19 protein-coding genes are annotated in these 22,828 nt (G+C 39.8%); 4 read left to right on the top strand and 15 right to left on the bottom strand.

Annotated elements, in window-relative coordinates; genetic code table 11:
* Window positions 1–297 precede the first annotated feature (297 nt).
* Both H6H03_RS13695 and H6H03_RS13690 read left to right on the top strand, forming a co-directional pair.
* Entirely contained in the window at window positions 298–1,338 is a 1,041-nt protein-coding gene (locus tag H6H03_RS13695; RefSeq protein ID WP_190955640.1) for a DMT family transporter, read from the top strand.
* Between the two features lie 177 nt (window positions 1,339–1,515).
* Window positions 1,516–2,667, top strand: coding sequence for a peptidoglycan-binding protein (locus H6H03_RS13690; RefSeq protein WP_190955639.1), 1,152 nt, complete (start codon window positions 1,516–1,518; stop codon window positions 2,665–2,667).
* Between the two features lie 304 nt (window positions 2,668–2,971).
* On the opposite strand, the gene H6H03_RS13685 is transcribed toward H6H03_RS13690, so the two are convergent.
* The 3 genes from H6H03_RS13685 to H6H03_RS13675 form a co-directional block, all read right to left on the bottom strand.
* Window positions 2,972–3,427 carry a DUF2141 domain-containing protein gene (locus tag H6H03_RS13685; RefSeq protein WP_190955638.1) on the bottom strand — a complete coding sequence of 152 codons (456 nt, stop codon included), beginning with the start codon at window positions 3,425–3,427 and terminating at the stop codon, window positions 2,972–2,974.
* 485 nt (window positions 3,428–3,912) lie between these two features.
* Window positions 3,913–5,742, bottom strand: coding sequence for a PAS domain-containing sensor histidine kinase (locus H6H03_RS13680; RefSeq protein WP_190955637.1), 1,830 nt, complete (start codon window positions 5,740–5,742; stop codon window positions 3,913–3,915).
* A 75-nt stretch (window positions 5,743–5,817) separates the two neighbouring features.
* Window positions 5,818–8,445, bottom strand: a complete 2,628-nt coding sequence (locus H6H03_RS13675) for a PAS domain S-box protein (protein WP_313931840.1) — start codon at window positions 8,443–8,445, stop codon at window positions 5,818–5,820.
* A gap of 32 nt (window positions 8,446–8,477) precedes the next feature.
* On the opposite strand from H6H03_RS13675, the gene H6H03_RS13670 reads away from it, so the two are divergent.
* Both H6H03_RS13670 and H6H03_RS13665 read left to right on the top strand, forming a co-directional pair.
* Window positions 8,478–8,645, top strand: coding sequence for a hypothetical protein (locus H6H03_RS13670; protein ID WP_190955636.1), 168 nt, complete (start codon window positions 8,478–8,480; stop codon window positions 8,643–8,645).
* Between the two features lie 1,196 nt (window positions 8,646–9,841).
* Window positions 9,842–11,482: a hypothetical protein gene (locus tag H6H03_RS13665; protein ID WP_190955635.1), complete on the top strand. Its 1,641-nt coding sequence runs from the start codon at window positions 9,842–9,844 to the stop codon at window positions 11,480–11,482.
* Between the two features lie 129 nt (window positions 11,483–11,611).
* Here the strand turns inward: H6H03_RS13665 and H6H03_RS13660 are convergent, their stop codons facing one another.
* From H6H03_RS13660 to H6H03_RS13605, 12 genes are all read right to left on the bottom strand, one after another.
* Complete coding sequence (locus tag H6H03_RS13660) at window positions 11,612–12,169, bottom strand: WcaF family extracellular polysaccharide biosynthesis acetyltransferase (protein WP_190955634.1); 558 nt, start codon at window positions 12,167–12,169, stop codon at window positions 11,612–11,614.
* Between the two features lies 1 nt (window position 12,170).
* Window positions 12,171–12,770 carry a YdcF family protein gene (locus H6H03_RS13655; RefSeq protein ID WP_190955726.1) on the bottom strand — a complete coding sequence of 200 codons (600 nt, stop codon included), beginning with the start codon at window positions 12,768–12,770 and terminating at the stop codon, window positions 12,171–12,173.
* Window positions 12,770–13,558: a glycosyltransferase family 2 protein gene (locus tag H6H03_RS13650; protein WP_190955633.1), complete on the bottom strand. Its 789-nt coding sequence runs from the start codon at window positions 13,556–13,558 to the stop codon at window positions 12,770–12,772. Before H6H03_RS13650 ends, H6H03_RS13655 begins: the two co-directional genes overlap by 1 nt.
* A gap of 19 nt (window positions 13,559–13,577) precedes the next feature.
* On the bottom strand, window positions 13,578–14,225 hold the full coding sequence (locus H6H03_RS13645; RefSeq protein ID WP_190955632.1) for a methyltransferase domain-containing protein: 648 nt from the start codon (window positions 14,223–14,225) through the stop codon (window positions 13,578–13,580).
* Window positions 14,226–14,336: 111 nt separating this feature from the next.
* The gene (locus H6H03_RS13640; protein ID WP_190955631.1) at window positions 14,337–15,515 is read right to left on the bottom strand and encodes a glycosyltransferase; all 1,179 of its coding nucleotides are present in this window, start codon (window positions 15,513–15,515) and stop codon (window positions 14,337–14,339) included.
* A gap of 68 nt (window positions 15,516–15,583) precedes the next feature.
* Window positions 15,584–16,924: an O-antigen ligase family protein gene (locus H6H03_RS13635; RefSeq protein ID WP_190955630.1), complete on the bottom strand. Its 1,341-nt coding sequence runs from the start codon at window positions 16,922–16,924 to the stop codon at window positions 15,584–15,586.
* A gap of 2 nt (window positions 16,925–16,926) precedes the next feature.
* On the bottom strand, window positions 16,927–18,039 hold the full coding sequence (locus H6H03_RS13630; RefSeq protein ID WP_190955629.1) for a glycosyltransferase family 4 protein: 1,113 nt from the start codon (window positions 18,037–18,039) through the stop codon (window positions 16,927–16,929).
* Window positions 18,040–18,054: 15 nt separating this feature from the next.
* Window positions 18,055–19,182: a glycosyltransferase family 4 protein gene (locus H6H03_RS41770; protein ID WP_190955628.1), complete on the bottom strand. Its 1,128-nt coding sequence runs from the start codon at window positions 19,180–19,182 to the stop codon at window positions 18,055–18,057.
* A gap of 126 nt (window positions 19,183–19,308) precedes the next feature.
* Window positions 19,309–20,088 (bottom strand): FkbM family methyltransferase, encoded by a 780-nt coding sequence (locus H6H03_RS13620; RefSeq protein ID WP_190955627.1) that lies wholly within the window; start codon window positions 20,086–20,088, stop codon window positions 19,309–19,311.
* Window positions 20,089–20,154: 66 nt separating this feature from the next.
* Complete coding sequence (locus tag H6H03_RS13615) at window positions 20,155–20,937, bottom strand: glycosyltransferase family A protein (RefSeq protein WP_190955626.1); 783 nt, start codon at window positions 20,935–20,937, stop codon at window positions 20,155–20,157.
* A 55-nt stretch (window positions 20,938–20,992) separates the two neighbouring features.
* Complete coding sequence (locus H6H03_RS13610) at window positions 20,993–21,958, bottom strand: hypothetical protein (RefSeq protein WP_190955625.1); 966 nt, start codon at window positions 21,956–21,958, stop codon at window positions 20,993–20,995.
* Window positions 21,959–21,963: 5 nt separating this feature from the next.
* A complete protein-coding gene (locus tag H6H03_RS13605; RefSeq protein WP_190955624.1) occupies window positions 21,964–22,827 on the bottom strand; it encodes a glycosyltransferase family 2 protein in 864 nt (287 codons plus the stop codon).
* Window position 22,828: the final 1 nt, after the last annotated feature.

The following is a 22,828-nucleotide window of genomic DNA, read 5'->3' as shown; positions in this document are numbered from 1 at the left end:
GACATCAACCAATACTTGTCGGGTTTTGGGGAAAAGGGGAAGGGGAAGGGGGAAAGAAAAAACCTTTACCCTTTTCCCCAAACCAAATTCCGAGTTCAACATGCAAAACCCGACAAGTATTGGGACATCAACTGATTGTTAAATATGGCCATCAGAACAGTTTTAAGCCTATTGCTCTTGCCTATTGCCTCTTGCCTGTTGCCTACCACAAGTATTTTTACTTCACAAAACGACATAATTCGGTAAAATTGGGTAAAGCAATTTTTACGCTTGTTAAATAAAAGCGCCTGCAAACCCATGCAACTGAAACTCAGTGCATTACGACTGACATTCGCTCCTGTTTTTTTAGTTGCCCCCTTTTTCCTATGGGGGACAGCAATGGTGGCAATGAAGGGAGTGATACCCCATACAACACCTTTATTCATGGCGGGTGTGCGTCTGTTACCAGCTGGAGTGTTGATTTTGATAGCAGCAGCATTTATGGGTAGACCCCAGCCAAAAAGTTGGGCTGCATGGCTATGGATTGCCTTATTTGGCTTAGTAGATGGGACACTTTTTCAAGGATTTTTGGCAGAGGGATTAGTCAGAACTAGTGCTGGGTTAGGGTCTGTGATGATTGACTCCCAACCCTTGGCTGTGGCCTTGCTGTCATTGTGGTTATTCCAGGAACGCATTGGTTTGTGGGGATGGCTGGGATTAGGCTTGGGAGTCACGGGTATTAGTTTAATTGGCTTACCAGACGAGTGGATTTTTCAGCTTCTGGACTCAGGTGCAAATGTCACAATTGGTAACTGGCAAGATTTGTTCGCTAGTGGCGAATGGTTAATGTTGCTAGCAGCCCTATCAATGGCAGTAGGAACAGTGTTGATTCGATTTGTGTGCCGACATGCTGACCCAGTAACCGCTACAGGCTGGCACATGATTTTGGGAGGATTGCCGCTGTGGGGAGTTTCATCAGTTGTAGAATCCCAACAATGGCAGAATTTAGGAGCATCTGATTTAGCGGCCTTGGGTTATGCTACCGTATTTGGCAGTGCGATCGCCTACGGATTATTCTTCTACTTTGCCTCCAGTGGCAATCTCACCAGTCTAAGTTCCCTCACCTTTCTTACACCCATCTTTGCCTTACTATTTGGTAACCTCTTTCTCTCAGAATTCCTCAGCCCATTACAATGGCTAGGTGTTTTCCTAACTTTAATCAGCATCTACCTGATTAACCAACGTGATAATTTAGCAGGGCACAATGACAAGATTAATACTGGCGAACAAGCCAACATACAGCAATCGGTTTTAGAATCATCTGCTAAAAAATTTAATCCTGTGGGCACTAGGGAGTAGGGAGTGGGTACAAAGAGGCACAGGAGAAGTTGCAGTAAATCTTTCCCCTTGTCCCCTTGTCCTCTTCCCATGCCCCATGCCCCATAACAAATAACAAACAATACTTAACATTTGGGCATCTTGAAGGTATTGTAATATCGATGACTTCAAAAGCACGTTCAGGCTGAAACTTGCAATATGAGGCTATGCCGTTCCTCAATCGTGGTATTTACCTGTTTTTCTTGCTTGGGTTTTTATACAAATACCCCAAGCACAGCTACATCTAACCCTCTACCTGAAGTTTTAGAATTTGCACAAGCTAATTCCAGGGTTGCTGCTAGTCCACCTGTTTTAGGACTAGGTAGCCAAGGGTCGGATGTACAGAGACTACAAATCCAATTAAAAAAATTAGGATACTACAGTGGCGCAGTAGATGGGAAGTATAGCGTTACTACCGAAATCGCTGTAGCTAAATTCCAAAAAGTCAAGGGCTTAAAAGTAGATGGCATCGTTGGTTTAGAAACAAAAACAAGACTGCAAGCAGCCTTAGCAGCCAAAACTCAGCTGTTTAGTTCTCCAATTGTTAAATCTCCAATTGTTATCTCTAGTGCTGCAACTCCCAAGCCAACTGCAAAACCCCAGCCAACCGAAAGAGGTTTTCTCTGGTGGTTAATATTTGCTGTTGGTGTTCTTGGAAGTTTTGGGGCATTGATTTTCCTGCTGAGGTGGTTTCGTCAAGTCAAACAAGTACAAAGGTCGGAAATATCAAATACTAAAAGTTTAAGTCCAGTGAAAAAAGATGCCGTTACAGCACCTTCCTCAGAAAATTTAACTAGTTCCCAGAGAAATAAGCTACCAGCAACTACACAATTGCTGCTACCAGAAAAAACTTCCCGTCTTGCTAAGCTCAATATCGTTGACGAATTAATTCAAGACTTACGCAGTCCTGACCCAACCAAGCGGCGCAAGGCGATTTGGGATTTGGGTCAACAGGGAGATTCTAGGGCAATTCAGCCAATGGTTGACTTAATGATTGATGCTGATTCTCAAGAAAGCAGTTTAATTTTGGCAGCTTTAGCCGAAATTGGCGCCCGCACACTCAAACCAATGAATCGTGCTTTGGCAATGTCCATGCAAGATGAAAATCCACAAGTGCGGCAAAATGCAATCCGTGACTTGACTCGTGTTTATGACATGATGAGCCAAATGAGTCAGATATTGTGCCATGCACTAGAAGATCCTGATGCTGAAGTACAAGCAACAGCACGATACGCTTTAAGTCAAATGAATAGAATACGTGCTTTGCCAGAACAAAAGAATATATCAGAAGATTTACATAGTAATTCGTAATTACAACAGAGTTCTAAATTCAGGAGTCACAATTCAAAAGCTGTCATTAGTGCCAACTTCAGCTTAAACGCTTACCATAACCTGCAAGCGGGGCTACGGTATACACACAAGTCGGAAATATTAGTCTGTCAAGGAATAATTGACGAGTAGATTTTCTGTAGAGACGACGATTTACCCAAGTCTTTCTAACGAGTCAGTCTTTTAGACGCGATAAATCGCGTCTCTACATGACGGCTTTGGAGCTTATTCCAAGGGTATTGGGATAAAACTGGATCTGACTTGTGTGTAGACTGTAGCCATTTTTCTAAAAATATTTCAATTGAACTTGGATATTAGTGTTCGGGCCTGCTACCAAAAATACTGCTTCGCTAAATTTAGGCGCACTTGTCCTAATTTCTGGGTTTCTGGAAAATCCAAAGCCTTCGACGGGCATACCAAAAGTATTACGATTGAGAGTGCGATCGCTATTTTGATCGTGGATCACAGCAACGGCATAATTACCTGCTTTTAAGTTATCAAAAGTCATCAATAAGGGAGTATCAGTAATTTCAATACACTGTTTTTGTAAAATGCGATCGCGTTGGTTAGGAAATCCTTGACTACTAGCAAATATACTCGCACAAACTTGTCCTTGTTTATTTTTCAATCCATCAATTTCCACGGTGAGTTTGCCGTTATAACCTGCCTTAGCAGTAAATGACCATGCCAAATTTCCCAAGACTGCCAACAGCAGCATACTAACTCTCAATCCTCTCACCATAAAATTTGTCCTTTGTTATTAGTTATTAGTCATTAGTCATATCAAGTTAGGCTAATAACTTATCATTAAAATTTATCGGGAAAGGCAGAGGGCAGGAGGCAGAAGGCAGAAGGGAATTCTGATTTCTGCCCTCTGCTACGACCGTTCGCGCAGCGTCTCGTAGAGAAGGGAGTAGGGGTTTAAGACCCCCACCAAATTGAAAATTTGGTGGCTCTTGTTCAGGTGGGGTATGTATCCCCTTCTGAACAAAACTTTCTGCCCTCTGCCTTCTGCCTTCTGCCTTCTGCCTTCTTCAATTGTCTCAAAGCGTTTTCGCGTCTCCCGCACCCCTATGGGAAGCAAGCTAGGCGTAGCGTCTCCACCAAAAGAAGGTTAGCCATGACTATGACTTCTGTTTACGCCAGCTTAAATGATAAGTCTTTCAGCGCACATGATATCATTTATTTTTTGTTATTTGTAATTTTTTCTTTGTCTCAAACAAATAACTAACGACTATTAGAAACAATGGGTAATGTAAACCAGAAAGTCGCGCCTGTTTCGGAAGTGGCATTAATACCAATTTCCCCGCCATGAGCATTGATAATTTGTTTGCATAGATATAATCCTAATCCCAAACCTACGGAATTGCGGATGTTATTGCCTCGAAAGTAAAGCTCAAAAAGTCGATCGCTTTGTTTTTGACTAATGCCCACACCGTTATCGCTAACAGTACAATAAATTTTGTCATCTTCAGGAGTGGCGTTAATTGTCAAAAGCAATCCAGGCGGATTGTGTTTGAGAGCGTTGACAATTAAATTAGAAAAAACTCGCCATAGTTGAGTTGGATCGGCATCCACTAATGGCAAATCTGCGGTTACCAAATTTGTCAGAGTAGCTTGGTTTTGTACTAGTAATGGCTCTAAATCTGCGATCGCCGCTTCGACAATCGTCAACAATTGTACTGGTTGGCGTTGTAAAATAATACCTTGTAATTCGCTGACATGAGCTTCCATCAACGAATCAATTAAGTTAAGTTGGCGATCGCTACTTTGAATCATTCGCTCTAAAATTGAACGCGGTACAGGAATTGAAGAAGACGTGGGGAGAAGGGGAGTGGGAGACGCGGGGAAAGAATTCTCCGTGTCACCGCGTCCCCGCGTCCCATTCCCCACTCCCTGATTTAACAAATTCTTCAGCACCATCAAAGTACCCAGCACTGGGTTGCGTAAGTCGTGGGAAACTGCATGAAAAAACACTCGTAGTTCTTCTTCAGTTTGTTTGCGCTGTGTAATATCTTCAATTAAACCTTCGTAGTATAACAATTTTCCCTGTTCGTCACGGACTGCATAGGCTTTTTCGGAAATCCAGACAATACTGCCATCTCGGCGATAAATTTGGGACTCAAACTCGGAAACTCTGCCATACTTTTCCATTAAGCGCACAAATTCGGCTCGGCGGTTTGGATCGACATACAATTGGTGTTCTATGTCTGTGAAATTTGCTGTGACTTCTTCTGGTAACGAGTAGCCATAAATACGTGCTAAAGCTGGATTTGCTGTGATGTAGCGTCCATCGGGAGTGCTTTGAAAGATACCTTCAATGGCATTTTCAAAAATGGTGCGATATTTCGCTTCTGCAACTTTGAGTTTTTGATAGGCAGATTCCAGTTCTTGACGGGCGAAAAACTCAGAACGTTGTAAGCGATCGTAGAGATAAACACCTATATCAGATATCGTACAAAACCAAAAAATATATAAAATAAACGTTACATTATATATCTCTGGGTGTTCTGGAATTGGTGTTTTTAGTCCAAGTATTGTATTTACACCAAAATAGTAAATCAGCACAGCTGCTTGAGACAACAAGTGAAGAGTCCAGCACACTGGCATTAATATAGCTTGACTCAAGAACAGCAGCGACCAACCAATACTATCGGGTAGTGCGAAACCTCTGAGGGTTGCAAATAATTGTGATGCTAAACTAATTGACCAAGAAGAACCCAAAAATAATAAATCTGGACGATGGCGGCCGAGTTTAGTTCTATGTAGAGCAAAGCAGACAAGTATATTTAGAAGCATTGCAAAATTAATTACAAGGCTTCTTGGCTGAAATAATTCTGGCAGCTTTTTGAACTCTTGGAAAGGGAAAAACAAGCCATAAATGTCGCGCAAAGTAAAAGACAACAGACAAATCAGTGCCAGCCACAACCATAAACGGAGTCTCTGCCACAAAAATCTGTTGCGCCAAGCTTTGTAAAGAATATTGGTTTCATCTGTTTTTGGTGCAGAAAGGGTTTTTCTCCACCAGCTTTGCACTGTTGTAAATGGGGTAGCCATCTGGCATTGCTTAGCAGTCTTTAGTAATACTTAGCATATAATTAGCTAGTATTTACTGTCCCATTTTTCGGTACTTTATGAGCGATTTATTGCGGATGCAGTTGCTAAAGGTAATGTAAACCAAAAAGTTAACCCGCGCTTGCGGTTATTAATCACACCAATTTCGCCGCCATGTGCCTTAATAACTTGCCGACAAAGATACATTTTTAAGCCAATGCTTGTGGAACAACAATCTTGGGGATCGCGGACATGGAGATCGAAAAGCCGATCGCACTCTGATTTACTCATTCCTACACCGTCATCTTGAATCTGAGTGCGAATCATTCCAGCTTCAACACTGGTACTGAGGGTGAAGTTTAATCCCGGTGGATTATTTTGCAAGCTATGTGTTACTAAATGCGCCACAACTTTCTGCAAGCGAGTTGCATCTGCCATTACTAATGGTAAATCTGCGCGAACCAAGTTTTTCAAAGTCGCTTGGTTTTGTGTCAGCATGGGTTCCAACTGAGCGAAGATTCCTTTAAGTAGGGTGCTAAACTTTACAACTTCGGGTTTAATTTCAAGACCCTCTTTTTCACAAGAATTAATTTCTAACAATGAGTTAATCATCGTCAGTTGGCGATCGTTTCCTTGAATCATCCGCTCGATTATTGAACGAGATACGGGAATTGGGGATTGGGCATAGGGCATTGGGGATGGGGCATGGGAATGAGGTAGAGGTTTAGGGATGGGAGGAGACAGAGGCGAAAAACTTGCTGTAACGTCGCGGCTGCCCCTCTGCTCCTGTGCTCCTGTGCTTCTCTGTTCCGCAGTTCCCAGTCCCCAGTCCCCAGTCCCCACTCCCTGATTGAACAAATTTTTTAATACCATTAAGTTACCCATAACAGAAGTTCGCAAATCATGAGTAACTGTGTGTAAAACTACATCTTTGAGGCGATGTAATTCTTCAACTTCTTGGATTTTTTGTTGCAATTGTGCTGTACGTTCTCGGACTTGGTGTTCTAAATTAATGTTGAGTTGTGCTAATTCTTGGTAAATTCGGCTTTGGTGAATGGCGATCGCTACTTGTTCTGACATTTGTTGTAGCAAATCAATTTCTATTGGCTGCCAATTACGTGGTGCTGAGCATTGATTGGCAATTAACGCACCAAATAATTCTTCATTTAGCATAATTGGTACAGCTAAACTAGCCCTTGTTTGAAATTTTTGGCAGTGTACTCTTACTTTGGAAGATTGGGGCATTTGCGTCATATCTTCCACGACACGCACAACATTATCTTTTAAAAAGTTTCTTAATTCTTGTATATAATCTTCATCATTAGTAGACCAACCATAAACTGATGGATATTTGGGATCTACTGATTCAGCAAGAGTTTTGATTCCTGAATTGGCATTATATAGACCAATAAAAACCCGGTCGGCTTGCAGAAATTGTCTGACTTCATTGACTGTGGTTTGGAGAATTTCTTCTAAGTTTAGCGAAGATCGAATTCGCACTAGGGTTTCTGCCAACAAGCGATCGCGTTGGGCACAGAGGCGTAATTTAGCTTCTACTTGCTTGCGTTCTGTAATGTCGTGATGAACTGCGAGTAAGGAAGGAATACCATCCAAATCAATGACTTCAGCTGACAGCAAGGTTGTAATTATTTTTCCAGATTTTTGCTTAAATTCTATTTCTAAATTGCGAATTACTCCCGTGGCTTGTAATTCCTGTATTAACTTCAGGCGATCGCTTGCATTTACCCAAAGATTTAAATCAAATGAAGTTTTACCAATCGCTTCATGTCGCTCATAACCAGAAAGTTTGACAAAAGTGTCGTTAACTTCTATAAAGCGTCCTTCTTTGAGCGTACTAATAGTAATGGAATCGGGACTGCAACTAAAAGCTTTAGCAAATTTTTGGGCAAAATTTTGCAGAGCGATTTCTGCTTGTTTGCGTTCTGTGATGTCTCGAACAATTGCTAATATTTCATCTTGGCCACTCACCACCAACCGCGCTTCATAATCTCTGATTCCCAAAGGTGTTGCTAGCTGATATTCGCAAGTTTGTAAACTTCCAGAATCTAAAGTTTTAGCGATCGCTTCTTGGCTAATGGCCGCAACATCACTCGGCAATAATTCCTGCAAATTCTTTCCCACTATTTCTTCGCGATCTAGTGTGACATTGGCTCCCTCACTTTTCAAATCGAGATATTCGCCATCGCGGCTAATGCGAAACATCAAGTCTGGAATAGCAGACAAAATTGCTTTATACCGCGCTTCACTCTCTTGCAATTTTTCTTGGACTTGTTTTTGCTCTGTGATATCCATGACTAGGCCATTCCAAAGCAAATCGCCGTTAGCTTGTGGTTCTGGAGTAGAACTACCTTGAATCCACTTTATGCCGCTAGGTGTGATGATACGGCCTTGCCAATGCCAAGGTCTAAAAGTGGTACTACAAGCGGTTATGGATTCTGCAAAGCCTTTTATATCCTGTGGATGAATCAGTTTGCATAACACGCGAAAATCTGCCTGTATAACTTCTGGTTCTATTTCATACAACTTTTTACAATCAGAACTTATATAAAGAACACAAACAGAACCATCCTGTCGTTGCAGAACTTGGAAAATTATTCCTGGGAGATTAACAGCAATTTTGGAGAGCAGGTTAATAACCTCTTGCTGGCAATCCGGTGTATGGGCATGTACAACAGTTTCATCCACTCTTTGACCCTTTATAAACAAGTTATTGATGTATGATTAAAAGCTACAATAGCCAACAGACCAGTTTGGATTCTGTTAGCGATGATGCTCCCAGAACCAAGACTGCACCTTCTCCCAGAGTAGTTCGTGAGCAAGCGATCGCATTCACCCAATCGGGTGAACCATTTGTTAGAAGGAAGATAAAATTGTTAACAAGTTAATGAGAATTAGCGATCGACAATACTTTTTTTACACAGCGATCGTCTTCAGTTAACTCCTATAACTCTACACTGATACTATCTGAAGATCATTGATTATAAAGATAATGCTGATAGTTTATAGAGTTTCCTAAAAGCTTTGATGCTTGCGGCAAGCCTACGCCGGAAGTCGGTGCTCAAACTTTTCGCTGTGTAACTTTGCGCTTGACTCTGCGCGACGGCAGTCGCTACAACTCTTGGAACCCCCGCAACGCGCTGCCTCCCCTTTGCGTTAAAAACAAAAGTTTGTATACCTCACTTAACTGGGAATCGCTATATCAGAATTTAATTTCATAAATAGCCCAGGCAAGTACTTCTAAAATTTGCCTGAAAACTATTTTATAATTAAGACTAGTAAAAGATTAATAGCGCAAAAATACTAATTTTATTGCGTAAAAAGATCGCTCTCAACTCTGAAACGCTGATTACTTATTTCCCTATTCTTTAGTTAGATCGTAAATTCAAAAATTAAAACTAGCTAATATAATTTATTTTATTTATAACTATATAAATAAACAACTAAGTAGAATTAAAAAGAAATTATTAAGAATAAATTATTATGATTTTTTTAATGATATAGACGGGCGAGTAAAAGTAATTCTTGGGTTACCAAATACAAAGCTACCTGGCACTACAAACTTAGTATGCAGTAAGGCAAATCGCTATTTAGCAATAAGTAGCTTATTTTAAGTACCAAATTTAATTATTTGGTATTTAACAGTACTAAAAATATCATTTTTAGTATCACTACGATACCGTTTATAGACACTAGTTAGCAACTTAGGTCGATACTCGTAGCTCAGCTAGTAGATATACTGAAGCCTTCTTTGCTTTGGCCTAGCTAGTTAGAAAATAGACGTTGTGAGAGTATTAACTGCATGGATATTGCAGAAATTTGGCTAAATTTGGCTAATAAGAAAAAAAAATTAAACGCCCTAACCTAGTCACAGAGTAGTTTTGATTTTATCGGAGATATTTACTCAAAGAAACTACCCTTGACTATTTTTACCAAAAATTCATAAACTGTACTCGCTTATAAAAAAACGAAAAGGCGAGTGAATTTTACTATTTTTTATATTGGTAAAATCGCTTAATTATTCGCGTGCAAACATATTGCCATGCAGTAATTTGTGTTCCCTGTGTGGTGCTAAGGAGACTTAATGAAAAAACTTCATCTAGGTTCGATGCGCTCGACCATTTCTTCGGCGCTTAGCTTTGCCATGACTCTGGGTATGGTAGTTAATACCCCAATATATGCTCAAACTCTCACTTCACAATCGACTCCACTAGATCATCTTAAAGCCGCACCTCGACCTGTATTTAAAAAAGGCAATACTCTATTACCTTTGGGTCAAGCGCATTGTGGGCTATCGAAAGAAACTTACATAGAATTAGCTAACTATTGGGGCTATGGACTACCAATACAGAATGCTGATCTGGCACAAGTGGCCCAAGCTAATCCTGGTCGTTACCATTTGATCGCATCCGTAGGAGAGGTCTATAGATTTTATGACAACTATGATGGACGCCACCCTGAGCTACCGAAGCTCCCGCCGAACACATGGTTACGTAACGCAAATGGAAACATCATTCTCAACGGTGGCCGACCGATAGTAAGTCCAGCTGCACCAGATCAGGCATTTCAAATCATCGGCGACTACTACGGAAAATCTATCAGACAATTAGAGATTACTGCTGGCCAACCTATCAAGCTGGTACAGAACCAAGGAGAATCTGGCTTGTGGGTTCCCCTGGACAACGATCCTGCACAGTTATACGGACAAGACCCTCAAGTAAAAGCTGACTTCACTAACTCTGGTCTGAATGACTGGTTCGCCTATATATCTCGCAACAAAGCACGACAGGAAGGAGCACTCAAAGAAAAGTTATTTAGTAACTTGCAGTCTCGACCTGTATACTCTTGGTATCAGGAACAATACGGTACTGAGCGGGGACGTTGGGCTGGATGGCCTTGGTATATGTTTAAATACGAAAATTTCCTGAATTCTCTTCAAAAAACAATAGTGTCTGATTATACATCTCCAGAGATGTATTACAACTTTCACAACTCTGGCTGGACAGGTATAGAGTACAATAGCGCCGTGCCGTGGGACGCATTGACACAAGCCTTGAATAATATTTCTGGCGCAATCAGTCTCGGACAGAAGTTCACATATCCTTGGGTAACTATGGGTTGGGAAACACCAGGCCAACCAATCTCCAGTCCAGATACCTTTATGGGGATGATGAAGGCTTACTACACCGCAGGAGCTATTGGATCTGTGGGCGGGTATTTTGTATGCAGTGGGTCATTGTGGGAATCACTCAACTACAACAAGCCGATTGGTGCCACAACTCCCACACTAATTAAGCAGTTAACAATCCAAGGTCATGCTCATGCGTTGTTCTCACATTTAGAAGAGTACTTACGTAAGGGTGACCTTTTACCGGGGCCAAATCAGCATCCCTATAAGAGTTGGACTAAGGTATTGCCCGCAATGGAGTTTCCTGCTCAAGGTCAGACACAGCAAGTACAAAGTAGATGGGGGCTTGTTAGCATACCGACTGCTCGTGTGTTGGCACGCAAAATTAGCGGCGAAGATCGTTGGCTAGTTACTGCTTGGGCAAATGTGGGTAGCGATCGCGAGGTGAAGGTGAACATCGATAACAAACTCGGAACTCTGACTTTACTTGCTAGGAGAGCAGGCTCTGTATATGTTGTCAAATATATAAATGGTCTGGTTGAAAAGACTCTGATAGATACTGATGGTATGAACCCGACTAAGTACTTGTCTCCTTAATATCAAAATGGGGAGTGGGTACAGACGTGATTAACCCTTGTCTGTACGGAGTAGGGAGTGGGAGTGTCAAAAGTGTGGAAAGTGTCGAGAAATGGGGACAATAATAACTCCTCAGTCAACATTCAACATTTAACCAGCACTCTCAATACCCAATTTCCGTTGCTTTATAGCTTGAGCTGGATTACCTGCATAAATTGTCATGGGTTCTAAAGAACTACTAGCTACTCCCCCTAAGGTAAGTACTGCTCCCCGACCGATAGTAACTCCTGGGCCAATTACTGCTTTGGCTGCAATCCAACTACTCTCTTCAATATAGATAGGTGCAGTAATCAATTGGAAATTAGGATGGCTCCAATCATGATTACCGGTACACAGATAAACGCCTTGAGATAGACATACATGACTTTCGATAGTGACTAGAGCAAGGTTATCAATCCAAGTATCTTCTCCAATCCATACATAATCGCCAACTATCAATCGCCAGGGGAATTTGATGCGAACTCCTGGCTTGATACGGACGCCTTGACCAATTTTTGCTCCAAAAGTACGAAGTAGCAAAACTTTTAAGCCTGACATGGGAAGCAAGCGACTTTGTACTAAGGGTGAACCGAAAAAGTACCACAGAAGTTGCTTCCAATAAGGTGCGCCAGGAATATAATTACCGACTGTGTAGCAATCTAGACGCATACTAGGGTAAATCAATAACAGACTGAAGGCTGGTTCCTGTACGACCTGTGACAATCCATAGTAGGGAGCGTCCTAAATCGCGAATAATAGGAGAAATAGTTTCTTTTTTTGCTTTTTTTGCTTGATCTGGAGCTGATGGTACAGAAATTGGAGTAAAGGCGATACCCTTGATACCAAGAATCATAGTGGCGATCGCTTTAGCTCTAGGCATGTGGAAATCTGAAGTGATTAAATAAATATGTTGTATACCTTTATCCTCAAACTCCGGCACAATTGTAGTAAAGTTTGTCACGGTATCAACAGCCCGATAATCCAAGTGAAGACGACTGTCTGAAATGCCAGCAGCTTGAAAAATCGGTCGTGCTATTTCAGGGGGAGTACCAGAGGAAACCCAAACTTCCAAAGAAGGGTACCAACGAGCTATGTCCGCAGCAGCCTGTTCGCGATCTGTCCAAGCGCCAAGAGTGAGGATAGCTTGGGGTCGGGGGGCTTGGTAATGGGCTATGGTCAAACGCACAGGAATTATCAGTACTAATGAGAGGAAAAAACTTGCTAAAGCTAAAATTAAATATTTTTTGCGTAGCCATTGAAATTTTCTCATCATGCTTGTTCTTTGAATTCCTCGGCTTCAATTAAACGAATTGCCAGAAGAATTTCTGCTAATATACGCTGAAATGCATAGTACCAACCGTGCCAGCCATCAAGAATGCCGCCTTTGAAAATCAGGCAGTAAAAAAGGATGATAAAAGGAGCAAAAAGTTTTTGTTTGCGGATGCGATCGCCCCAACTTAGTTCGCTTGTTGGTGTATCCAATAGCTTTTTGACTTCAATCACCATGTAACGATCCTGTGCCCATAACCAACGACTCAGAGGTTTGCGATCGTCGTGGTATATGTAACTAGAGAGCATCGCAGATTTACCCTCTACCCAAACTCGATGAGCATGTCCATCATCTTTGTAAGTTGCTTTTTCTTTTCTGTAAAGTACTTTCCGGGGTGGAAGTAGAGTACCACGCAGAGGCTTGCCAAACACACAATACTTGAAGTTGACGCTATAACTATCTACATCAGACTTTGATGCCAGTGATTGAATTTCATTAATCAAACCATCAGTTAAAACATAATCAGCGTCTAATGATAGTACCCATTCAGATTCTATTTTTTCTAAACCATAGTTACACTGACCAGCAAAAGAATCAAACTTTCTTTGAAAGACTTGTACTTGAGGATAGGAGTACAAAACCTCTAAAGTTTCATCTGTACTGTAACTGTCAATAACTACAATTTTCTTAGCCCAATTTACTCTTTGTAGTGTGCGATCGATGTTGCTTACTTCATTAAATGTTAGGATTAATGGTGTAACATTTTCTGCTATTGAAGTGAAAACCATTGCATTAGGTATAGTAAATTTAATTTTTTTCTAAAGTAGCAGAACACAAAACTGATTTCCAAAAGTAAGGTACTCTTCCTGCAAATTTAAAGTTAATATCGGTAAATCCTTCTTCTTCTAATAACTTAGTTAGGGTTGCAACTGAAAAAAATTTTATATGTCCTCCATCCCAGAGTGGATTTAAATGTCCATCCATTTTACCAAGGAGTGCCATTGCCAGATTTTTCCAATAGCCATGAAATGGGGTTGTGAGGATAATATAACCTTTTGGCTTTAAGCATCTTTTTGCAGCTCTGAGTAATTCTCTGGGATAGAACAAGTGTTCAATTACTTCCGCAGCAATAACTATATCGAACTCTTTCTCTAACTCAGCATAGGGTAAATTGTAGATGCTTGCCTCAATAAAGCTACATTCAGGAATATTCTGACGAGCAAGTATAATTCCTGATGCGGAATTTTCTACTCCTACCACTTCATGTCCTGCGCGAGCAATTTGTTGACTAAATCTACCGTTACCACACCCTAAATCTAGTACTCGCAGTTTTTGTGTCGGATTACTTGTGGTTCGAGAGATTAGCTCCAATACTGGAGGAAGTAAATATGCGTGATGATGTTCATTATCACCATCTATGTAAGTATATTCGTAACCGCCCGTAGTATGTTGCACAGTAGATTTTAATCCTTGATAAAAAAGAACAATTTAAACAAATATCATAAAAATAAACTAACTATAAAATTAGTTTTTCTATAAACTAATTACGAAAAAATTAGGATATAATTATGAATTTTGCTGAATAATTAACTTATATATTTCTAGCAAATCTTGAGCAATATGATTCCAGCTATATTTATCCGAAACCAATTGACGAGCGCGATCGCCCATTTTTTTTGCCTGCTGGGGATTGCTGAAATAATTCTCTAAAGCATCGGTAATCGCTGCTATATCTAAGTCTGGAACGTAACCTAGTTGGTTTTGTTTGACAACAGAAGCTAGAGCTACACCAGGAGTCACAAGAACAGGAACGCCTACAGCTAATGATTCTAAAACTGAGACAGCAAAGTTTTCTGAATAGGAAGTCAGAACAAAAAGGTCAGAACCTTGCATCAATATATCTTTGGTTTCACCTTGGACAAATCCCACAACAAGGGTGCGATGGCGCAATCCACTAGAGATAAGCAAAGATTCTATTTCAGCTTCGTAATCCGGAGCGCCGTTGCCTGCAAGTATAAAAGTAAAACGGTGGTGAGCCAGTTTGCTCAAAGCCGGAATCAGATACTCTAAACCTTTTTTATAATGCAGCCGAGATAAAAACAAAATCACTGGTTCGTCTGGGGTAATGTTAAACTGTTGCCGCAGACGGGAACGAGCATCAGAAATTTCGGTTGGTAAAGATATTCCCAGAGGTAATACAAAATTAGGTTTTTGCAGTCCAAGTAAAGATACTTCTTGCCGTTCCTTTTCGGAGGTAAAGTGAATTATTTGACTGCTGTCAAGATTTGCTTGTTCTATAAGTTTCAGATAAGTTTGCTTTTTGTGCGTACTTTGTTGTAAAGACCACTCACATAGTAAACCATGTGGAGTGACTATGTAAGGAACATTTTTCCGACGGGCGATGGCCATAGCGATAGTTGATGCATAGGAAAAAAGAGCGTGGACATGTACAAGCTCATACTGAGAAATATTTTGCCAAAGCCATTGTGTCAATCCACCACTGAAGGCATATTCTCTTACTGGTTTAAAATTCGGTGAAAAGCGGTGGAAAAACCAAACTGGAACATCATTATATTTAATAAGTTTACGGAGTGGAACATCAAGTAAGTCATCGCCATCATCATTAGTTGTGGCAATTTCGGCATCGACATTAGTTATTTGCAATGCCTTTACCATATCTAAAACAGCTTGACTAGTACCGCCACGAACTTTTGTGATAGAAGGAGTAACGTGAAGAACTTTCATTAATATTAAATAATAAATTCAAAAAGTTATATATATTATATATAAAAATTAATCCTATTTTCCAAAGCTTAATTTTGCATTATCTGTGACAAAAAATACTTCTTTTGTATACGATCTAAATCAAGTAAATACTTTCCAAGTGATAAATACATCAGCAATGAAAAGACAGGAAAAGATAGATTACCTAAAAGAATAGCTTCTGAAAAGCTTCCTACCAAAAGACCTGCTAAACCGGCTATAACAGCACTGCTATGCAAAAAATAAGTAGATTTTGTATTACTTAATTTATGCAGTTCAAACATCATCTTCAAACACCCTAACCCCATCATAACTATCGGTATAAATCCCATCAATCCTGTAGTATCTCCAGCAGCTAACCAAGAATTTTCTCCAAAAACCAAACGTCCTCCGTACAAAGGAGAACCAAAAAATGGATTACTCATAAAGCCGTTCCACATACCAGTCCAAGCTCCTTCACGTGTATTTCCACCTGAAATGAACCTATTACTGACTGATGTGTTTTCGGTAATGGCATCTGGGCTTATAAACCAAAAGATGGCACCTAACAAGACACCAATAAACAAGCCTAAACGTAATAAAGAGCCAGCTCTATTGCGATAAAAAAATAAAATCGAGCTGATTCCCATAATGGCCCCAGTCCGAGAACCAGTGATAAATAAAAAGTATGCAACAACAAGTAAAATAGCGATCCATAAAGCTTTGATCCAGTCCCATTTTTTCCGGCTTTCAATGAGAAACATGAAGCAGGGAACTGTGCCTGCTAACAGTGCAGCAGCATGTTGTGAATTACCAGTTGTTCCTAAGAATCTACCTTGCACAAATGTCATTGCAGACATATTAAATTTTGCTTGATAAGCACAGCCGATAGCAAAGATGACACCGGCCATTGCCAGCGACCAAACACCTAAGTGAAAATTGCGTTCATCCTGCAACCACCGAGAAGGGCCTAACTTAAACATAAGCACAATTGCCCCAAATGTAATTAGCGCAAGTAAGGCAAAACCTACGTCACCATAAATTAGAATCTTAAAAAAAACTGCTACCTGAAATGCGATCAAGTAATAGACTGGCTGTGGAATAATTATCCGCCGCCATCCATTCTGTGTTTGCATTCCCAATAAGATAAGTAAAATTAGGAGAACTATTGTCAGGGGACGACCCATATCGCGTAGCTGTTGCAACGGAAAAACTAAAGGTGGTGGTTCAGTTATCCATTCATCTTGATATTTTCCTAAGGAAGTTGTATAACAGCAAAATGCGAATAATAGCCAAGCTAAACGTCGGGAGCGTGTAGCTTTATCCAATATGAAAAGACCGATGATAATACCCAATATGCCATAAGGGCTGAAGATGAGGTCAAGAAATTTGCTAATAAAATCCGAAGTCATACTTAAAAATTTTCAGTAACCAGATTACTTATATTTTGCTTAACTGTTTTCATCTGGTGTGCATTTTGTAACAATTCCTGCCAACGGGTTGCCCAGATATTAGCAGCGTAAGGAGCTGCTAGTTGTTGCGATCGCTTTCCCCAAGTTGCTAAATCACAATAGTGCTGGTGTAAAGTCACCATTGCCTTGGCTAAAGCGTTTGGGTCTTCTTTAGGTACAGTTAAGCCATTATACCAAGGTCGAATTACCTCAACCGCAGAACCACAGATATCAGTACAAATAATAGGTAACCCAGCCGCAGCAGCTTCAACTAAAGCTAGCGGCCAAGGATCGAATCGACTGGGTAAAATAAAAGCTCCTGCCGACCGCCATACAGCTTGCATTTCGGATGGTTGTAAAAATCCTCGATTTTCGATTCCTGGTTTTCCCTCAAGATGTGATTCCAATGCTCCTTGTCCACAACATACCAAAGTCCAAGGATTAGAAACTTGAGAACGGTAAATTTGGTAAGCTTCTACAAGGACATCAATTGCCTTAACCGGAACGTAGCGACCGACAAATAAAAATGAACGCGGCCATTGGGACTGAAGGCGTTGTTCCCACAATGGAGACCAAACATTATAATCAATACCATAAACTCCATGTGTTATGTTTGCTCTTGCAATTCCTAAACGTGAAGCATATTGCCAACTACGTTCTCCAGCAACAACAACACTATCTATACATCGCAGGTAAGAACGAAGAAACCAGGGAGCTAAATGTTGTTTCCACGTACCCCACCAAGGCGTATCCATCGTCATCACAAAGGCGGTTTTAGATAATTCATAAGCAAACGCCAGCTGACGATAAGGTTTATGCAACCAACCGCAAAGAACAACCACATCTGGTGATTCTGCAAGCACCAAATCTTTGATTAAATTTGCATCTTGTCTTTCTTTGATATCCAAGAGTCGGCAAGGAATTCCTCGCATCAATTCATCAGCAAATGCCGTTTCAGTACGAGCTTGAAAGGCAATGACAAATACATCAATTTCTGGTATTTGGTGCAGAGCTAGCCAACAGGCTGCCATGTAACCAGAGATATCAGACCAGCAAAAAACAACTTTTAAAGCCATAAGGATTTGTTGATGTTAAGCAAATTCCTGTAAAGCAGTTATTACTCTGTTTACACATCGTAACCAAGTATGTTCTGCTGCATATTTGCGGCCTCGTTGAACATATTCTTCTGCAACACTAGGATTTGCTTCTAAGTTTATAAGTATTTCGGCGATCGCATCAGTTTCTTCTGGATTAACAACAATCCCAGCATCGCCAACAACTTCGGGAAGAGAAGCTCTATTAGAAACAATTACTGGAGTCCCTACAGCCATTGCTTCTAGCGCCGGCATCCCAAAGCCTTCATAAAGAGAAAGAAACAAAAGTGATGATGCTTGGCGTAATAATTTCGGTAGATCTTCGTCAGAAACCATGCCCAACAAGCTGATATTAGAGTGAGCTTTAGCTGCTTCAATGTAATCAGCTTCTAATTCACCAGCCACAAGAATCTTTAAATTACTTTTGCGCTCAAGGAGAGCTTTTGCAACAGCAAGAACATAATCGCCTCCTTTTTTTTGACGCAAACCACCAATAACCAAAGTGTAAGGTGCTTCCACCAGTGGCTTAAAATCTAAAGAATTAACTGATGCAATATCAAAAAAAGACTGCTCAACGCCATTTCCAACTACTACAATCTTTTGCGGATCGGCTCCTAATAATTCCACCATCCGTTGCTTAGAAAATTCCGAGACAGTAAAAACCACCCGACATTCAGACAATGCACGACGCACCCAACGCCCCCACTTATAGCGAAACCATTGATGCTGCCAAGTACGCGACCAAGGCAAATTTATTTCAAATGCTTGTACGTCATGAATTGTAACAGCAACCGGACACTTGGATACTGGGATGTAAGTTTCCATCGGCGCGTAAAGCCAGTCTGTCTGTTCTGGCAAATATTTATCCATGCGAGGATAGCCAAATAGTTTCCATGTCCGTTCAGTGGGGTTTTCTAGCCCAGGAAAAGTACTCTTAGGTAGTTCCCGTAAGGGACAACGTGGGTTAAGCTTACCGTCAGCCTCCAACCACTGTTGTGAGAAAAGCAGATTTAACTCAACGCCACTTTGCTCTGCCAGTCCAAGCAAAATTTGATTTATATGCCGCCCTACTCCCGTACAAGGTAAGTATGTGCGAATGGGATGAATGTAAGAAACTAATTTCACAAATAAATTAAAATTATAGTATAAAAGTTTAGCTAACTAAGCAATGGTGCTTTGATGGAATAAACCCTCGGTATCTAGCCGTGGGTTCAATCCGTTCAATCCAAAATCTCAAATTATCTGACAAGCTTATTGAGAGCTAACGGCTGAAGGAGATAATTGAACTACAACCTTTTCTCCAAGTATTGATTGCACAAAGTCAACACCGCCCAACGCTCGGTAGAATGCACTACTACATCCTGGTAATACTGCGTCATGAAACTCTATTAAATATGTATTGACTGAATAAATCCAATCTTGGAAATTTAAAGAAAATAAATCTTTTTCAGAACCTTCTATATCGATTTTCATAACATCTATTTTGTTGATGTTATATTGGCGCATTAATTCTTTAATGGATATAGCTTTGACTAAATCGCCAGTACTATTTTTGCTTTCACCAAACCTTAAAGCCCAATCTTCATCTTGAGGATTTTGTAAAAATAATTCACAGTTATCGTTCCAAACAGCTGCTTGTAAACAAACAACATTTTCGTAAGATTGAGTATTTTTCTTTAAAAGTTCAAAGCTTGCTGACGAAGGTTCCAATGCAATAATTAAGGCATGAGGATATTTTTCGGCAAAGTAGGCTGTTGAAATTCCGATATTAGCACCACAATCAAGAATTACACCTTTTTCAGAAACAGAAAAATCCGACTTAAATTCATTAAAAGCATAAACTGATGTGAAGACGGCAATATCTGACGTTCCTTTGCGGAGATAAAACTTTTGTTTATTACCAGGAATTTTAATTTCTGCTAAACCTTTCTTACCAAATAATTTGATAAAAATATTTAAACCAGCAAATTTGTAGAAGTATATTAAACGTAAACATGTCAGTACTTGAATATAAGCTAAATTAATTAACATATTTAATCTTCCTTTGATTATTCTAAGTTTTTAGATAAACAGCATCATGTATCTCTACACCACAATTTAATGAGCATTGGGTATGATTTCTGGAAAATATTCAAATCCAAAATTATCAATATGCTGTGCTGTTAACGGTCTAGCACTAACTGTCTGCCAAATTAATTTCTTGAGAGACCGCCAGTTAGCAAGCGAGTGCAGCATAATACTTTCAGAATGACCAATAGTGTAAGCTGCTGCTCTAAATGGCATTGGCTGTAATGGCTTGCCTAATTGTTCGCAAACTTTCTTCATTTTTAAATGTTCCCAGAAATCTACAAAAAACTCATTATCTGGAGTTTCCATAGACTTGGGTAAATCTTTTTCAGTTAGCCATACAATATTTGAGGTAGCTGACCAACAATAAAAGTCGTTGCGTAGATATATCCATTTCATGCCTTCTTGATACACAAAGCCTTTTGGAAAATACCATCCATTGGAGCCATAATTATTTTTCACAAAACTGACAAGTTCTTGATGAATAAAATCGTCTGCATCCATCCGCATGACATATCCTTCACCAAAACCTTTGCAAGCAACCATACCTCGTTTAACTTTAAGTTTTATGTCAAGATATACTTCCCCAGTATTTTTGGGAATGGGAAAAGAATCAGTTACTATTTCTATTCTCGAATCTTGAGGACAATTTTCTGGTGGTTCATTGCAGACTAAAATTATTTTGAAGTCAGGACAAGTTTGTCGAAGAATGCTATTTAATGTTCGGGAACAAAGCCGAGAGACAAGAGACCAGTTTTTACTAACTTTGGGACTCTTTAATGGAACAATAAAAGTAAGAATTGGCGATTGCATAATATAAATAAGTCGGCTTCAATAATTGTCGTTGAAATCAGGCAAGAGAATTAAATTATTTTTTTCTCAGAATATGATATATACTATTAATAAAACGATTTTGCCGCAAAGTTTCCAAAGGATTTCTCCATAAATAATCTAAAGTTTTGTATAAATAAAATATGCAAGATTTGAAAATAGGTTGTCTTTTGAGGTAAAATTTATCAAAGAAATTTCTATAAGGCATCAAAGAATTAAGTTGATATCCTGCCCAATGTAGAAGAATAACTTGTTTTTTATGGTCTAAACTGCCATAATTCCACAGGAAGTATTTTCCACTGTTCTCGAAAATATTACCTGATTGACGTGCCCAACCGTTCTGACAGATACCTCCGATTACTTCTGCAAAATGCCCATAGCATACGGGTTTCATATCGCAGCAATAGTTAATAAAAGCTTGATCTGTATTTCGGGGATTAAGTTGGTTACGTATTTTCAATGCGCTTTCTGCTAGTTGCTCAAATTCTTCTATTGAAAATAGCCCTTTTCGGGAAGCCCAACGACCAGAGTTAAATCCACGTCCTCGTCTTTGTTTTAATAGTTCTTGGCGAAATGTTCCTTGTTCATAAACTTGGTCGATCGCACAGTCATAATGCAAAAAGTCAAAACCAAAAGTTTCTATTGCCTCGATAAATGGTTTAATATCTGCTAACACAATTTGCCGAGCATCTAAGTACATAAAATAGTCTAGTGGCCCCCAAAAAGATGCGTAGCGTCTGAACCAATAGGGACCAGTAGGGGTATAGCCTAGCTCAAATGCTTGACCGATCGCTTCGAGCCGCGAAAAAGATGAATCAGTATATACCTCGAATTTATAAGTATCGGTTAATTTTAATAGGCGATCGCACTGTTCGTTAAAAGGAATCAGAATCAGGCGTAAATCTGGGTTGAAGGTTCTAAAGCTGTTGAGAAAAGCGATCGTCCATTCATAAACTGCATCATTCGCTGAAAAATAGACTCCAATATTTTTAGAATGAGCCATATTAATCAATATATTTTTCTATATTTACGTAAAGTAAGAATCCACTCACTAGGAACCATCTCGCGTATTTTACTAATGATGTTTTTTTCCAACCAAAAACTTTTGTATTCATTCATAAAATACAACTCTTGTTGCAAAGATTTGCCAAAGTATCTTCTACAAATAGACCAACGCTCTTTAGTAAAGCTCAATAAATCTCTAGATGCTCCTCCTGAAACGTCAAATCTAGAAATAACTACAGGAACTTCTTGAAAGCGATAGCCAGCAACGTAAATTTTGGCGACTAAATCATGATCTGCACACCAAGTCAACAATGTATCAAAAGGATATTTAACTTGTAGTTCTCTTTTAACAAAAATACTTTGATGACAACTAGGTATTTCACGCCAGATTATAGATAGATCATATGGCTGACGTTGATATGTATGATACCCATATTTATCATTAACAACATATTCAGTTCTGCCATAAACAACATCGACTGAATTATTAAGATATTCTGCAACTTTAGCTAGTGTATCCTCTGCAAAAAATTTATCGCCGCAATTCATAAAAATTATCCAGTCTCCAGTGGCCGCTAAGGCTCCTTTGTTCATGGCATCATAAATTCCGGCATCTTTTTCGCTCACCCAATAGGATATATTTGCACTGTTTTTGTTTAGGAAATCTACAGTGCCATCCTGAGAACCACCATCAATAATGATATATTCTACATTTTTGTATGTCTGAGAAATAATGCTGGAAAATGTTTCGCGTAGTCCTTCTAACCGATTAAAACTTACTGTAATCACAGAAATTTTTGGATATTTTTCCTTCAAGGACTGCTCTTGAGCAGCAAAATCCTTGAATCCATCATATTTGCTTACCATC

This window comes from Nostoc paludosum FACHB-159 (assembly GCF_014698835.1).
GTDB classification, from domain to species: domain Bacteria; phylum Cyanobacteriota; class Cyanobacteriia; order Cyanobacteriales; family Nostocaceae; genus Nostoc; species Nostoc paludosum.
This window is presented reverse-complemented; position numbering and strand designations above follow the sequence as displayed.

Excerpts from the sequence above, each read along its gene's own strand:
- H6H03_RS13640 (WP_190955631.1), bottom strand. The coding sequence starts at position 15,515 with ATGAAAGTTCTTCACGTTACTCCTTCTATCACAAAAGTTCGTGGCGGT.
- H6H03_RS13655 (WP_190955726.1), bottom strand. The coding sequence starts at position 12,770 with ATGAGAAAATTTCAATGGCTACGCAAAAAATATTTAATTTTAGCTTTA.
- H6H03_RS13695 (WP_190955640.1), top strand. The coding sequence starts at position 298 with ATGCAACTGAAACTCAGTGCATTACGACTGACATTCGCTCCTGTTTTT.
- H6H03_RS13690 (WP_190955639.1), top strand. The coding sequence starts at position 1,516 with ATGAGGCTATGCCGTTCCTCAATCGTGGTATTTACCTGTTTTTCTTGC.
- H6H03_RS13650 (WP_190955633.1), bottom strand. The coding sequence starts at position 13,558 with ATGGTTTTCACTTCAATAGCAGAAAATGTTACACCATTAATCCTAACA.
- H6H03_RS13605 (WP_190955624.1), bottom strand. The coding sequence starts at position 22,827 with ATGGTAAGCAAATATGATGGATTCAAGGATTTTGCTGCTCAAGAGCAG.
- H6H03_RS13610 (WP_190955625.1), bottom strand. The coding sequence starts at position 21,958 with ATGGCTCATTCTAAAAATATTGGAGTCTATTTTTCAGCGAATGATGCA.
- H6H03_RS13685 (WP_190955638.1), bottom strand. The coding sequence starts at position 3,427 with ATGGTGAGAGGATTGAGAGTTAGTATGCTGCTGTTGGCAGTCTTGGGA.
- H6H03_RS13620 (WP_190955627.1), bottom strand. The coding sequence starts at position 20,088 with ATGTTAATTAATTTAGCTTATATTCAAGTACTGACATGTTTACGTTTA.
- H6H03_RS13635 (WP_190955630.1), bottom strand. The coding sequence starts at position 16,924 with ATGACTTCGGATTTTATTAGCAAATTTCTTGACCTCATCTTCAGCCCT.
- H6H03_RS13680 (WP_190955637.1), bottom strand. The coding sequence starts at position 5,742 with ATGGCTACCCCATTTACAACAGTGCAAAGCTGGTGGAGAAAAACCCTT.
- H6H03_RS13660 (WP_190955634.1), bottom strand. The coding sequence starts at position 12,169 with ATGCGTCTAGATTGCTACACAGTCGGTAATTATATTCCTGGCGCACCT.
- H6H03_RS13665 (WP_190955635.1), top strand. The coding sequence starts at position 9,842 with ATGAAAAAACTTCATCTAGGTTCGATGCGCTCGACCATTTCTTCGGCG.
- H6H03_RS13615 (WP_190955626.1), bottom strand. The coding sequence starts at position 20,937 with ATGCAATCGCCAATTCTTACTTTTATTGTTCCATTAAAGAGTCCCAAA.
- H6H03_RS13670 (WP_190955636.1), top strand. The coding sequence starts at position 8,478 with ATGATTAAAAGCTACAATAGCCAACAGACCAGTTTGGATTCTGTTAGC.
- H6H03_RS13630 (WP_190955629.1), bottom strand. The coding sequence starts at position 18,039 with ATGGCTTTAAAAGTTGTTTTTTGCTGGTCTGATATCTCTGGTTACATG.